This window comes from Arthrobacter sp. CJ23, from assembly GCF_024741795.1.
In the GTDB taxonomy this organism is placed as follows: domain Bacteria; phylum Actinomycetota; class Actinomycetes; order Actinomycetales; family Micrococcaceae; genus Arthrobacter.
In genome coordinates this window covers 3412514-3426318 of sequence record NZ_CP102950.1, presented here as the reverse complement: position 1 = coordinate 3426318, position 13805 = coordinate 3412514, and the positions used below count along the sequence as shown (strand labels likewise).

The following is a 13805-nucleotide window of genomic DNA, read 5'->3' as shown; positions in this document are numbered from 1 at the left end:
CTTGTGCTCACCGAACGGCCATTCGGGATACCTAAGGTCTCACAGGAAAATGCCCCGCAATCCTGGGGCGGAAACGAGAAGAGGAATCCGTGAGCAGCAAAGCAACCACCTTCGACCTCAGCCGCAGGGCTGCCCTGGCCACAGCGGGCACGCTCGGTGCCATGGGGATCATCGCCGCGAGCGGCGGCCTGGCCCAGGCCGCGCCCAAGCCGAAGGCCCCGCGCCCCACCCTGGCCTTCCGTCCTGACGGGAAGTTCAAGGTGGTCCAGTTCAACGACACGCAGGACGACGAGAAGACCGACCGGCGGACCATCGAGCTGATGGAACGCACCCTGGACCAGGAAAAGCCCGACTTCGTGGTCATCAACGGCGATGTCATCAACGGCGACTGCAACACCGAGCTGGAGGTCAAGGAGGCGCTGAACCACGTTGTGCTTCCGATGGAGCGCCGCGGCATTACCTGGGCCGTGACCTTCGGCAACCACGACGAGGACTCCGTGTCGCGCACCGGCATGACCGAGGCGAAGATGCTCGAATTCCTGCAGAGCTACGATCACAACGTCAACGCGGACTCCGTCCCCGGCCTGACGGGCACGTCCAACACCCAGCTGCTCATCCAGTCCTCCACGTCCAAGGACCCGGCCTTCGGCCTGTGGCTGATCGACACCGGTCGCTATGCACCCAAGACGATCGATGGACAGGACTTCGCCGGCTATCCGACGTGGGACTGGGTACGTGCGGACCAGGTCACTTGGTACCGGAACCAGTCGATCGCCACCGAGCAGAAGTACGGCAAGAAGATCCCGTCCCTCATGTGGGGCCACATTGCGCTGCACGAACACCGCAACATGTGGTTCTCAAGCCTCGATTCCCGCACCGCCGCCGACCACACCCGTGCAGTGACCAAGCACTCAATCGTGGGCGAGCGCAACGAAGCTGAGTGCCCGGGGCCCATCAACTCCGGGCTGTTCAGCGCGTTCCTGGAGCGCGGTGACGTGCTCGGGTACTTCGTGGGCCACGACCACGTCAACACCTACGTGGGCAACTACTACGGCGTGCAGCTCGGCTACGCGCCCGGAACGGGCTTCGGCGCCTACGGCCTCAGCGGCGCGGAGCGCAACCGCCTCCGCGGCGCCCGTGTCTTCGAGCTGGACGAGAACCAGCCCAAGGTCTACACCAACACGCGCCTGGTGTTTGCCAAGGACTTCGGAATCGACCTGACGGCCAACGACCAGCCGATCGTGCCCCTGCCGCTGGACCCCGCCCAGCAGTAGTCAGCCGGCAGCAGCCGGCCCGGCAGGAGTCCCGGTGCATGGCCGGCGGTCGCAGGACCGCCGGCCATGCACGGAAGTGGAACTAGTCGTCGAAGGGCTTGACCTGTTCGACGGCCACCACCTTGCGGGAGCTGCCGCGGACCACATGGCACACGATCACTTCACCCGGGATCAGGTACGGGTCAACCGTGGGCAGCAGCTCCCGGAGAACGGGGGACATGTGCTGGCCAAGCTGCTTCAGGACCGTGGGAAGAGCCGGCCGGTGGGTGCAGAGGGCGCTGGGCTGCTGCTTGTCGAACACGGACTCGACGGCGGCCGCGGTCTTCTTCGGCGAACGGTGGTGGTTGTGCTCGGTGAGGGCATCCACCAGCTTCACCTTGGCCCCGCTGGCCTTGGCATACGGTGCAATCGTGGCCACGCAGCGCGTCCAGGGGCTGGTGACGATGCGCTGCGGCTTCCAGACGTCCAGCAGGCGCTGGACGGCCATCGCTTGGCGGAGTCCCGTGGCCGCGAGCGGCCGGTCACCCTCGGCCTTGGTCCACGAGGACCGCGGCTTGGCCTTCGCATGGCGGACCAGCACCAGCGGCCAGGTGTCCAGTTCGCCGCGGATGTGGGCCTTCTCCAGGAACTCGAGGGGCTCCACGTCGCTTGGATTGCTCAGGAAGCCCGCGGCCCTGTCGGGGCTGCACCACATGACGCTGTCCACTTCCTTGCCATCGGGGCGCAACGGCGTTCCGTTGACCTGGACGGCCCAGTAATGAACCACCTTCAAGCCGGCGGTCACATGGTAGTGGATGGACGGCAGCGGAATGCCAAGCGAGCCTTCGAAGCCGATCTCTTCCGCCACCTCCCGGACGGCGCACTCGGGGACCGTTTCGCCGGCGTCGAGCTTTCCCTTGGGCCAGGACCAATCGTCGTACCTGGGCCGGTGGATCAGAAGCACCTCGAGGGCGCCTTTGTTGAACCGCCACGGCAGGGCTCCGGCCGCGACGACGGCGACGGCCTCGCCGGGATGGTCGGTCTGGTCGGCTATGGGGGTATCGCTTTTCAAGGCTTCAGCCTAGCGCCGCGTGGCCGTGCGCTGGCGGGCCCGGGAGTCCAGCAGCCAGGACTGCAGATCCAGCAGCGGGCCGCCGTCCTCATCCTGGTGGTGCCGTGTCCAGATTCCCTGGTTGTCCAGGTGCCAGCTTGCCGTTCCCGGGTCCAGGTAGCGGCGCAGCAGGTCCAGGACCTGTGCGGTGTCATCGCGGTTGGACAGCTGCACCAGCGCCTCGACCCGGCGGTCGAGGTTGCGGTGCATCATGTCGGCCGAGCCGATGTAGACCACGGGGTCGTTGGCGTTGGCGAAGGCGAACACGCGGGAGTGTTCAAGGAACCTGCCCAGCACGGAACGGACCGTGATGTTTTCGCTCAGCCCGGGCACGCCGGGGCGCAGCGAGCAGATGCCGCGGACCAGCACATCCACCTTCACACCGGCCTGCGAAGCCCGGTACAGGGCATCGATGATGGCCTCGTCAACCATGGAGTTGACCTTGATCTGCACGCGGGAGGCGATGCCTGCACGGGCGTTCCGGATCTCGGTCTCGATCCTGTCGATCAGTCCCGAGCGCACCGAGCGCGGCGCCACCAGCAGCCGCTTGAACGTGGATTTGGGGGCGTAGCCGGAGAGCTGGTTGAAGAGCTTGGAAAGGTCCTCGCCCACCTGCTCGTTGGACGTCAGCAGGCCCAGGTCCTCGTAGTAGCGGGCCGTGCGCGGGTGGTAGTTGCCCGTACCGATGTGGCAGTAGCGGCGCAGCCCGTCGACTTCCTGGCGCACTACCAGGGAGAGCTTGCAGTGCGTCTTCAGGCCCACGATGCCGTACACCACGTGCACGCCGGCCTGCTCGAGCTTGCGCGCCCAGGAAATGTTGGCCTGCTCGTCGAAGCGGGCCTTGATCTCCACCAGGGCCAGCACCTGCTTGCCGGCTTCGGCCGCATCGATGAGGGCGTCCACGATCGGGGAATCGCCGGAGGTGCGGTACAGGGTCTGCTTGATGGCCTGCACCTTGGGGTCCGCCGCGGCCTGCTCCAGGAAGGCCTGGACCGAGGTGGAGAAGGAATCGTAGGGGTGGTGCAGCAGGATGTCGCGGCGGCGCATGGCGGCGAAGACATTGGCGGCCTTGGACGTCTCGGACTCGTTGAGGTACCGCGAGGTGTGCGGGACGTGCTTGGGGTAGTGCAGGTCCGCGCGGTCGATCCCGCCGATCACGGACAATCCACGCAGGTCCAGGGGAGCAGGGACCGAGTAGACCTCGGACTCCTCCACGCCGAGCTCGCGGACCAGCAGGGCACGGATGTTCGGGTTGATGTCCGTGGTCACTTCGAGGCGGACGGGCGGGCCGAAGCGGCGGCGCAGCAGTTCCTTCTCCAGGGCCTGCAGGAGGTTCTCGGCGTCGTCTTCTTCAACCTCGACGTCCTCGTTGCGGGTGACGCGGAAGGAGTGGTGCTCCAGGACCTCCATGCCGGGGAAGAGCTTGTCCAGGTGGACGGCGATGACTTCCTCGAGGGCGATGAAACGCGCAACACGGCCCGGGACGGCGCCGGCACGGGGGCCGTCGATCGAGATGAGGCGGGGGAGCTGGTCCGGCACCTTGACCCTGGCGAACAGTTCCTTGTCGCTGACGGGGTTGCGGACCACCACGGCAAGGTTGAGCGAGAGCCCCGAAATGTACGGGAACGGGTGGGCCGGGTCCACGGCCAGCGGCGTCAGGATGGGGAAGACTTTCTCCCGGAACATCGTGCTCAGCTGGTGCTGGGCGTCTTCATCCAGCTCGTCCCAGTGCATGAGGTGGATGTGCTCATAGGCCAGGGCCGGGCGGAGTTGTTCAGCGAACACGCGGGCATGGCGTTCCTGGAGTTTGTGGGCTGCCGCGCCGATCTGCTCGAGCACCTCAATGGGGCTCAGCCCGGCGGGGGAGGGAACGGCCAGGCCGGTGGCGATGCGCCGCTTCAGGCCGGCCACTCGGACCATGAAGAACTCGTCCAGGTTGGAGGCGAAAATCGAGAGGAAGTTCACGCGTTCCAGGAGGAACAGCTCAGGGTCCTCGGCGAGTTCGAGCACGCGGGCGTTGAACGCCAGCCAGCTGAGTTCCCGGTCCAGGAACCGGTCCGGGGTGATCTCGCCCTCCGGCTCCAGGTTCGGCGCAAATTCGGGGATGTCGATGCGGTCCTGGGTGGCACGGGCGGCCGGGACTTCGGAGGAACCGAAACGTGCGGGCAGGGCCGGGCCCTTCTCGTGGATTCGGGTGGTACCGACGGAGTCCGGTTGCATGGCGTCTCTCCTAAGCTCAGGACGGGTTTCCTCCCACATTACAAGCAATTTGCCCGCCCGAATCCCAGAAGTGCCCTGCTTTCGCGCCGCCCGCCGGGCAAGCTTAATGTTTGGTTAATGGACCGTACAAGACGTCAATATCCCAGCGGACAAATCCCAGCTTCTGGTATAGGGCAACGGCCGCCGTGTTGTCCGCGTCGACGTAGAGCATGACGGAGTGCAGTTGCTGTTCCTGCAGGTGCTTGATGCCCGCAACGGTGAGGGCTTTGCCCAGCCCCATGCCCTGGGCAGCCGGGGTCACGCCCACCACGTAGACCTCGCCAATCGCAGGGTGCAGGCCCTGCCGCGGATGCACCTTGGTCCAGTGGAAGCCCAGCAGCTCCCCGGCTTCGTTCACGGCCAGCAGGAAGCCGGCAGGATCAAACCAGTCCTCGGACATGCGGGCGTCCAGATCGGCCCGTGTCATGGCGCCCTGTTCCGGATGGTGCGCGAACGCCGCCCTGTTGGCGGCCAGCCAGGCGGGCTCATCCTGGCCCGGCACGAAGGCGCGCAGCACCACACCGTCCGGGAGGGCGGCGTCGGGCAGCTCCGAGGTGGAGGACATCAGCCGCATCTTCCACAATTCGCGGACCGGTCCGTAGCCGAAACGGGCTGCGAGCTCGGCGGCGGCCTCGTGGTTTCCATGCGACCAGGCGCTGAGCCCGGCGAAGCCCCTGGCCTCGCCCAAGGCGCCCAGCAGCCGGCCGGCAACTCCCTGGGTGCGGTAGGCGGGATGCACCGCGAGTTCCAGGACGCCGGTGCCGTCTGCTGCTTCCACCACGACGGCGAGACCCGCCAGATCCTGGGCGGTGGCGGGATCCGAGTCCTCGTCCGGGGCGTAGAGGGCCAGGGAGAGCAAGGAGTGGTCGCCGGCGTCCGCGCCGCGCAGCGTGACCATGGTCTGCTCGGACAGCGGGGGATTGCCGTCCGATTCCGCCGCAGCCGCGGCCAGCGTGCGGAAATCCCTCAGGAGCTCGTCGTCGACGGCGCCTCTGATGACGAGAACGGGCCAGTTATCCGGGTGCGCAGGACTCATGCTGCAAGGCTATACGCCCGCCGGGACTTTCGCCGGGCTGAATGCGGTGCCGATTTGCCGGCCGGTCGCCGGCCGATTTGAGGGCCAGCCATCCTGCCGTGTAAGGTCTATATCTCGTCCGGCTTTGCGAAGCAGGATCTGAGGGGGATCCACCATTGGGGTGGCCTCGATACGTTCGACCCGTATGTCCTCCACGCAAGCCGGCCAGCCGGTACAAGGAAAGGCCCGGATTCACAGGAATCCGGGCCTTTTCCTATTGCAGCTGTTCCTAGGCTTCCGAGAGCGAATCGTCGGGGAGCCGGACCAGTGTCAGGCGGTAGCCGACGTTGCGCACCGTGCTGATGAGGTTCTCGTGGTCCACGCCGAGCTTGGCGCGAAGGCGTCGGATGTGGACGTCAACGGTGCGCGTGCCGCCGTAGTAGTCGTAGCCCCACACCTCGGTCAGCAGCTGCTGGCGGGTGAACACACGGCCCGGGTGCTGTGCCAGGTACTTGAGGAGTTCGAATTCCTTGAAGGTCAGGTTAAGCGGCTGGCCGCTCACACGGGCGGTGTAGCTTGCCTCGTCGATTACCACGCCGGCAGCCCGGATTTCGCTCTGCTTTTCCTCTTCGCCGGGGACGGCCCGGGCCATCGCCAGCCTGATGCGGGCCTCCACTTCGGCCGGGCCGGCGGAATCGAGCACGATGTCGTCCACGGCCCACGCCGAGGAAACTGCGGCCATCCCGCCTTCCGTGAGGATCAGCATGAGGGGGGCGCTCAGGCCGGTGGCCTTGAGCAGCTGGGTGAGGGAACGGGCTCCCACCAGATCCTTGCGGGCGTCGAGCAGGACGATGTCCGTGGGATCGGTATCGAGCAGTGCAGTGGGCTCGGCGGCCAGGATGTGGACCCGGTGGTTGAGGAGTTCCAGGGCAGGCAGGATGTCCACCGACGAGCCGGTGCTGTTCGTCAGGAGCAGGATGTGCGACATGGTTCCTCCAGTGGGCTGTCCGCGCATCATTGGGCGTCTGAACCGGGTTTCCACCGGCCTTTAGCGGCATTCTGCGGCGCCCTGCCCTTGGTGGCGGGTGCGAACCACGGGAAGCGCCGTTGAAATCCGAGTATACCCACCAGGCCTTTGCACGTCAGGGATTCGTGACGCCCAAGCCCTCTGATTACGACATATTCGCCCCACATAGGGCAGGATTGGCAGGAGGTCGGAAGACACAGCGAATTGAGGTCGGCGCACAGTGAAGTCTTGGAGCATCGGGGTAATCGGCCTCGTGGCGCTCGCAGCCATCGTCGCCGGCACCTATGGTTCCCGCGAGCTCATGCTGGGCATCGGGATCGCCGCTTCCGCCGCCGTCGGGATCGGCTGGCCGCATTTCCTGGCAGTCCCCGCCAAGAAGACATTGGCCTCCGTCATCGGCATTGCGGGTGCCGGCTCTGCAGCCGCGGCCTACTTCGCCGCCGCGCCTGGGTTCCTGGATTGGGCCCCCGCCTTCATCGCCCTCGGTGTGATCGCCGTGTTCATCATCCAATTGGTCCGCGGCACCGGCCAGGCCCAGCGACTCGAATCCACCCTCGGCTGCAGCGCCGGCGTACTGCTGAACTGCATGGGTGCCGGCTGGATCGCCGCCGCCCGCTTCAACGGGGTCAAGGAAATGGTGCTGGTGGCCGGCCTGAGCGCCGCAGCCGCCCTGCTCGCCGGCATCATCCGGTGGCCGGATCGGATCGTGGCTCCGCTGGGCATTGCTGTTGCCGGACTGATCGGCCCCCTGGCCGGTCTGGTGTTCTCGGACATTGCCGTGCTTCCGGCGGCGCTGGTGGGCGTTGTCCTGGGTTCGGTGCTGGTCAGCTTCCGCCGGATGACCACCCTGCGGCGTGGCCGCCTCAACGTCGCTGCGGTGCTGGGCATGGGCGTCGCCCCTGTCTGGGCCGTGGGCGCCCTTGCTTACTTCATAGACAAACTACTCATCTACTAACGGTTAGGATGGCATCATGTCCGTACTTGCATTTGAAATCTTCTTCCTCGTCCTGCTCGGCATTGCCAGCATTTCCATGGCCTGGTTTGCAGGCTTTGTGGTCTACCGCCTTTTCAAGGGCCAGAAGTAGATCCTGCTGACCCTGCAGTCCACCTGAGGTAATTGCCGTGCCTATCGAAATTCCAACAGACCTGACGCCCGAACTCGTCCCCCTATCCTGGCTCATCGGTGAGTGGGAAGGCCGCGGCCGGCTCGGCAGCGGCGAGGAGGATTCGGAACACTTCGTCCAACACGTCTCCTTCACCCACAACGGCCTGCCGTACCTGCAGTACCGTGCCGAAAGCTGGATCAGCGACGACGACGGCGCAAAGTTGCGCCCGTTGACAGTCGAGACCGGCTTTTGGGCACTGGAGCGCAAGCTCCAGGAGGGCGACGGCGGACCCGGCCTGATCCCGGCGGACATCGTCCCCGTTCTCAAGACGGCGGACGAGGTCGAGGAACGCCGGAACAAGGACGGCGGCTTCGACATCTCCGTCTCGATCGCCCACCCCGGCGGCATCACGGAGCTGTACTACGGGCAAATCAAGGGTCCGCAGATCCAGCTCACCACCGATATGGTGATGCGCGGCGGCCACTCGAAGGAGTACACGGCTGCCACCCGCATCTATGGCCTGGTGGACGGCAACCTGCTGTGGCGCTGGGATGTGGCTGCGGAGGGCAAATCGCTCGAAGCCCACGCCTCCGCCTTCCTGCACAAGGTCTCCTGACCCGGTTTCCGGCCCGGTTCCCAACCCATCCGGCGCTACACCGCCTGGTCTCACTGAACGTCCCGTTTCGCAACGAAGAAGGGAACAGCAAGTGAATGCAGAACCGAAGCCCGGAAATTTTGGCGACCTCAAGGCCGTCTTCTTCAACGGCACCCTCAAACCGTCGCCTCAAGTGAGCAACACGGACGGCCTGATTGCCATCAGCCGCCGCATCATGGAGAAGCAGGGCGTTAGCACCCGCGTCATCCGCACGGTGGACCACAACATCGCCAGTGGTGTGTACCCGGACATGCGCGAACACGGCTGGGAAAGCGATGAATGGCCCGAGCTGTACCCGGCGGTCCTTGAGGCCGACATCGTGGTGGTGGCCGGGCCAATCTGGCTGGGCGACAATTCCTCGCAGACCAAGAAGCTCATTGAGCGCCTCTACGCCCATTCCGGACAGCTGAACAGCAAGGGCCAGTGGGCCTATTACCCCAAGGTGGGCGGCTGCCTCATCACGGGCAATGAGGACGGCATCAAGCACTGCGCCATGAACGTCCTCTACAGCCTGCAGCATGTGGGCTTCACCATTCCGCCCCAGGCCGACGCCGGATGGATCGGCCCCGTGGGGCCCGGACCCAGCTATCTGGACCCCGGTTCGGGCGGTCCGGAAAGCGACTTCACCAACAGGAACACCACTTTCATGACGTGGAACCTGCTCCACTTTGCCCGGCTCCTCAAGGATTCCGGCGGTATTCCCGCCTACGGCAACCTCCCCGAGGAGTGGAAAGCGGGCACCCGCTTTGATTTTGAAAACCCGGAATACCGCTGAGCCCCAAGGACTTGTACTGGATATGACTTACACGAGCCTTCTGTTGTCGCGCCCTGGCGCCGTCGAGGACACCGGCGCGGACGCCGGCGTCGCGGCCCACTACGGCGAGCCGTTGCGCGAGCAGCGCGCCCTGGCAGCGGGGACCGCCGTCGTCGACCTCTCGCACCGCGGCGTGGTGACGGTTTCCGGGCCGGACCGGCTCAGCTGGCTCAACACGCTTTCCTCGCAGCAGCTCACCAACCTCCAGCCGCACGTTTCCAGCGAACTGCTGCTGCTCAGCGTCCAGGGCCGCATCGAGTTCGACGCGCGCGTGGTGGACGACGGCGGGACCACCTGGCTGATCGTCGAGGCCGCCGAGGCCGCCCCGCTGGCGGAGTGGCTGAACAAGATGAAGTTCATGCTGCGGGTCGAGATTGCCGATGTTTCCGCCGACTGGGGCGTGCTGGGCTCCACCAAGGCCGTTGCGGCGTGGGCCGGGCGGCTCGTGTGGGAGGACCCGTGGCCGCACGTCGGCGCCGGCGGCTACTCCTACAGCTCTGTGGCCGAAGAATCGCATCCGGGGCTGGAACGGCCGTGGTTCGAATACCTGGTGCCCGTCGCCGAAGTCGAGGCCGCCGTCGGCGAATTGCCGCTGGCCGGCGCCCTGGCCGCCGAGGCCCTGCGCATCGCCGCCTGGCGTCCGCGGCTCGGCGCCGAGACGGACGACAAGACCATCCCGCACGAGCTGGACCTGCTGCGGACCTCCGTGCACCTGTCCAAGGGCTGCTACAAGGGCCAGGAAACCATCGCCCGCGTGCACAACCTGGGGCATCCGCCGAGGCGCCTCGTTTTCCTGCAGCTTGACGGCTCCCAGCACACGCTGCCCGCCGCCGGCAGTGTTGTCTTTGCCGGGGAACGCAAGGTGGGTACGCTGACTTCTGTGGCGCAGCACTTCGAGATGGGCCCCGTGGCGCTGGCCGTCATCAAGCGGTCCGTTCCGGCCGATGAGGTCCTGACCGTGATGGACGGCGAGGAACCCTATGTCGCGGCCCAGGAAGTGATCGTCGCCCCCGACGCCGGCCAGGTTGTCGGGCGTCAATCCGGATTCCTGAAGGGACCACACCGATGAGCCAGCCCACCGGCCCCGACGCCGCCAACACCGCTTCCGCCGTCGACGACGAAACGCTCGAACTGGCCCACCGGCTGTTCGACGCCGCCCGCGAAGGCGATACCGAGCAGCTCAGGAGCTACCTCGACGCCGGAGCCCCCGCCACCCTGACCAACGCGGCCGGCGACTCGCTGCTCATGCTTGCCGCCTACCACGGCCACGAAGAGACGGTGCAGCTGCTCCTGCACCACCGTGCGGACGCCAATGCGGCCAACGACCGCGGGCAGACGCCGCTGGCGGGTGCCGTCTTCAAGGGTTACACGGCCGTCGCCCGGGTGCTGCTCGATGCCGGGGCGGATCCCGACGCCGGATCGCCCACCGCGCGGGAAGCCGCCACCATGTTTGCCCGCCAGGAGATCCTCGAGCTCCTGGGCTAGACGCCAAGGCCCGGCCGCCGCTGCGTGAGGCAGCGCAGGCGGCCGGGCATTTTGCACCGCTAATGTTCCATGTGGAATAGTTGTGGTGGAATAGTTCACATGGAGGATCATCGAATGGCCCGAGCCGCCGCTCTCACACCCCTGGGTGTCGCTGCCCTTGCCCTCCTCATGGAGGCGCCCATGCACCCCTATGAGATGTACCAGCTCCTCATGGCCCGCCACGAGGACCGGCTCATCAAGGTTCGGCCGGGCACGCTCTACCACGCCGTCGGCCGCCTGGAAGAACACGGGCTGGTCGAGGTCTCGGGAACGGACCGCGCGGGCAACCGCCCCGAGCGCACCAGCTACCGGATCACCGGGGCCGGCAGGGAAGCCCTCACCCAGCGGTTGCAGGCCATGCTGGCGGAACCCGTCAACGAGTACCCCAGTTTCCCGCACGCCATCGCCGAGGCGCATAACCTGCCCGCCGGCGTCGTGATCGATCTGCTGGACCAGCGCCTGGCGGGGCTTGAAGAGCAGCTCGACTTCCTGCTCCGCGGCGAGGAAACCGTCACCGCCAAAGGCGTTGAACGCAGGTACTGGATCGACGTCAAATACCAACAGACCATGCTGCGCAGCGAAATCGACTGGATCCGCGGCTTCCAGGACGATCTCCGGAGCGGTGAACTGCCCTGGTAGCCCGCCCCAAACCCCTCAGCAACCCTCTTGCAGCAACACCCTCGCAGCAACCCAGCACAGCCAAAGGAAACCCATGGAAAACGTAGCCAGACCGTGGCCCGCACTGTGGTCCCTCGTCATCGGGTTCTTCATGATCCTGATCGACACCACCATCGTCTCCGTGGCGAACCCACGCATCATGGAGGGCCTCAACACGGACATCAACGCCGTCATCTGGGTCACCAGCGCCTACCTGCTGGCCTATGCGGTGCCCCTGCTGATCACCGGGCGGCTGGGTGACCGCTTCGGCCCCAAGAACCTGTATCTGATCGGCCTGGTGGTCTTCACCCTGGCCTCGCTATGGTGCGGACTCTCCGGCGACGTCGGCATGCTGATCGCCGCACGGGTGGTGCAGGGCATCGGCGCGGCCATGATGACGCCGCAGACCATGGCCGTCATCACCCGCATCTTCCCGCCGGACCGCCGCGGCGCCGCCATGGGCCTGTGGGGCGCCACCGCGGGCATGGCCATCCTCATCGGTCCCATCCTGGGCGGCGTGCTGGTGGACGGCCTCGGCTGGGAGTGGATCTTCTTCGTCAACGTCCCCATCGGCATCGTGGCCTTCATCCTGGTGGCCCGGCTCGTGCCGAAGCTCAGCACGCACAACCACAAGTTCGATGTCCTGGGTGTGCTGCTGTCCGCCGTCGGCATGTTCCTGCTGGTGTTCGGCATACAGGAAGGCCAGACGTACAAGTGGGGGACCGTGGCGGGGCCCGTCACGGTATGGGGCCTGATCATCGCCGGCATCTTGGTCCTGGCGGCGTTCGTGGTGTGGCAGTGGCTGCTGGAGCGCCGCGGCGGGGAACCGCTCCTCCCGCTGGGCCTGTTCAAGGACCGCAACTTCTCCCTCGGCAACACCACCATCATGGCCGTGGGGTTCACCATCACGGCGTTCCCGCTGCCCACCATCTTCTACTACCAGGTGGTCCGCGGGCTGACGCCCACCCAGTCGGCGCTGCTCATGATCCCCATGGCCGTGATTTCCGGCGTGCTGGCACCGTTTGTGGGCAAGCTGATCGACCGCGTCAACCCGCGCTGGTTCGCCGCCTTCGGCCTAGTCTGCCTGGCGGGGGCACTGTTCTGGACCTCGGCCCTGCTCACCACGCCGGACACGCCCATCTGGATGTTCCTCCTGCCCAGCGCCCTGCAGGGTGTGGCCAACGGCTTCATCTGGGGCCCGGTCTCCAACGCCACCACCCGCAATCTCCCGCCGCGCCAGGCAGGCGCCGGTTCCGGTGTCTTCAACACCACCCGCCAGATCGGCGCCGTCCTGGGCTCGGCAGCCATTGCGGCCCTCATCCAGGCCAGGCTCGCGGCGGAACTGCCCGCCGCGCCGGCCGGAGCCCCCGCGGGCGAAGCGGGCCTCACGGGCCGGCTGCCGGAATACCTGCACGCGGGATTCTCGACGGCGATGGGCCAGTCCGTCCTGTTGCCCGCCTTCGCGATTCTGGTGGGGGCCGCCGTGGCGTTGTTCTTCGGCAAGCCCAAGGCCGTCCAAGGCTGGGGCGGTCCGGCCAAGGCTCCCGCGGAAGCCGGAACCGGGACTGAAACCGAAGCCGGGGCCCCCGCCGCGAATCGGGGGTAGGCGTCAGCCGAGGCGGACGCTGGCGTGGATCCCGCCGGTGACGAAGCCCAGGCTCCGGGCGATCGCCAGGGAGCCGGTGTTGCTGACGTCGGCCTGCCACTGCAAGGTCAGCCCTGCCGCGAGGGCGTCATGGGCGGCCACTGAGGCCGCCAGGGAGCCGATTCCGCGGCGACGCCATTGCGGTGCCACCAGGACGCCCATGTCGGCCAAGAGACCTTCCCATTCGCCATAGGCGCCGCAGGCCACCGGCTCGGCATGCCCTTCGTCCGGGTGCATGATGGTGAAGCGGTGCTCCAGCCCGGACAGGCCCACCTCATTGACGTCGTCCGGCGGGCACAGGCCTTCGAGCTCGAGGACCTCCGGGTTGCCGCGGGAGATGGTCAGCTCCCCGGCTGCCTGCACCAAGGGCAGATCGTCTGCGAAGAACAGGGCCGCCGAACCCAGGCCGTGCCCGCCATGGGAGCGGGTGAGCGTCAGCAGGGTCACGTGCTGGGCCAGTTCCTCGTCGGGAATCCCGACGGCGGTGTCCAGGGCCCACTGCGGGCCCACCAGGGCGGAGACACCAAAGAGCCGCACGAATTCCACGGTTTTGGCGTCGTCGACGGCGAGTGTTATGCGTCCGGCCGTGTCCCCGGCATCGGCGGGGGCGCTGGCGAGCCGCGCCGCCGCAGCAGCGAAGGCGTGGTCGTCGATCCCCAAATGGCGGGCCCACGCCAGCTGGATGATGTCAGCGGACGTGGGCTCCAAAGTCATGGCTTCAGCCTACCGCCCCGTGGGG

General features: G+C 66.7%; 13 protein-coding genes. 8 read left to right on the top strand and 5 right to left on the bottom strand.

The window, feature by feature from the left end; genetic code table 11:
* Positions 1-89 precede the first annotated feature (89 nt).
* Positions 90-1274 carry a metallophosphoesterase family protein gene (locus NVV90_RS15410; RefSeq protein ID WP_309304067.1) on the top strand — a complete coding sequence of 395 codons (1185 nt, stop codon included), beginning with the start codon at positions 90-92 and terminating at the stop codon, positions 1272-1274.
* Between the two features lie 82 nt (positions 1275-1356).
* Here the strand turns inward: NVV90_RS15410 and NVV90_RS15405 are convergent, their stop codons facing one another.
* The 4 genes from NVV90_RS15405 to NVV90_RS15390 form a co-directional block, all read right to left on the bottom strand.
* On the bottom strand, positions 1357-2325 hold the full coding sequence (locus NVV90_RS15405) for an NUDIX hydrolase (protein WP_258438126.1): 969 nt from the start codon (positions 2323-2325) through the stop codon (positions 1357-1359).
* A 9-nt stretch (positions 2326-2334) separates the two neighbouring features.
* Positions 2335-4584 (bottom strand): RNA degradosome polyphosphate kinase, encoded by a 2250-nt coding sequence (locus NVV90_RS15400; RefSeq protein ID WP_258438125.1) that lies wholly within the window; start codon positions 4582-4584, stop codon positions 2335-2337.
* Between the two features lie 103 nt (positions 4585-4687).
* Complete coding sequence (gene mshD, locus NVV90_RS15395; RefSeq protein WP_258438124.1) at positions 4688-5659, bottom strand: mycothiol synthase; 972 nt, start codon at positions 5657-5659, stop codon at positions 4688-4690.
* Between the two features lie 268 nt (positions 5660-5927).
* A complete protein-coding gene (locus NVV90_RS15390) occupies positions 5928-6626 on the bottom strand; it encodes a response regulator transcription factor (RefSeq protein WP_258438123.1) in 699 nt (232 codons plus the stop codon).
* Positions 6627-6885: 259 nt separating this feature from the next.
* Here NVV90_RS15390 and NVV90_RS15385 point away from each other — a divergent pair, with 259 nt between their 5' ends.
* From NVV90_RS15385 to NVV90_RS15355, 7 genes are all read left to right on the top strand, one after another.
* Positions 6886-7620 carry a permease gene (locus tag NVV90_RS15385; RefSeq protein WP_258438122.1) on the top strand — a complete coding sequence of 245 codons (735 nt, stop codon included), beginning with the start codon at positions 6886-6888 and terminating at the stop codon, positions 7618-7620.
* A 167-nt stretch (positions 7621-7787) separates the two neighbouring features.
* On the top strand, positions 7788-8387 hold the full coding sequence (locus tag NVV90_RS15380) for an FABP family protein (protein ID WP_258438121.1): 600 nt from the start codon (positions 7788-7790) through the stop codon (positions 8385-8387).
* A gap of 91 nt (positions 8388-8478) precedes the next feature.
* Positions 8479-9201, top strand: a complete 723-nt coding sequence (locus NVV90_RS15375) for a flavodoxin family protein (RefSeq protein WP_258438120.1) — start codon at positions 8479-8481, stop codon at positions 9199-9201.
* A gap of 22 nt (positions 9202-9223) precedes the next feature.
* Positions 9224-10309 carry a folate-binding protein YgfZ gene (locus NVV90_RS15370; RefSeq protein ID WP_258438119.1) on the top strand — a complete coding sequence of 362 codons (1086 nt, stop codon included), beginning with the start codon at positions 9224-9226 and terminating at the stop codon, positions 10307-10309.
* Positions 10306-10725, top strand: coding sequence for an ankyrin repeat domain-containing protein (locus tag NVV90_RS15365; protein WP_258438118.1), 420 nt, complete (start codon positions 10306-10308; stop codon positions 10723-10725). The genes NVV90_RS15370 and NVV90_RS15365 overlap by 4 nt, the downstream gene beginning before the upstream one ends.
* A gap of 114 nt (positions 10726-10839) precedes the next feature.
* Complete coding sequence (locus tag NVV90_RS15360; protein ID WP_258438117.1) at positions 10840-11403, top strand: PadR family transcriptional regulator; 564 nt, start codon at positions 10840-10842, stop codon at positions 11401-11403.
* 73 nt (positions 11404-11476) lie between these two features.
* The gene (locus NVV90_RS15355) at positions 11477-13027 is read left to right on the top strand and encodes a DHA2 family efflux MFS transporter permease subunit (protein WP_258438116.1); all 1551 of its coding nucleotides are present in this window, start codon (positions 11477-11479) and stop codon (positions 13025-13027) included.
* Between the two features lie 3 nt (positions 13028-13030).
* Here NVV90_RS15355 and NVV90_RS15350 read toward each other — a convergent pair whose 3' ends face one another.
* Positions 13031-13780, bottom strand: a complete 750-nt coding sequence (locus NVV90_RS15350) for a GNAT family N-acetyltransferase (protein WP_258438115.1) — start codon at positions 13778-13780, stop codon at positions 13031-13033.
* Positions 13781-13805 lie beyond the last annotated feature (25 nt).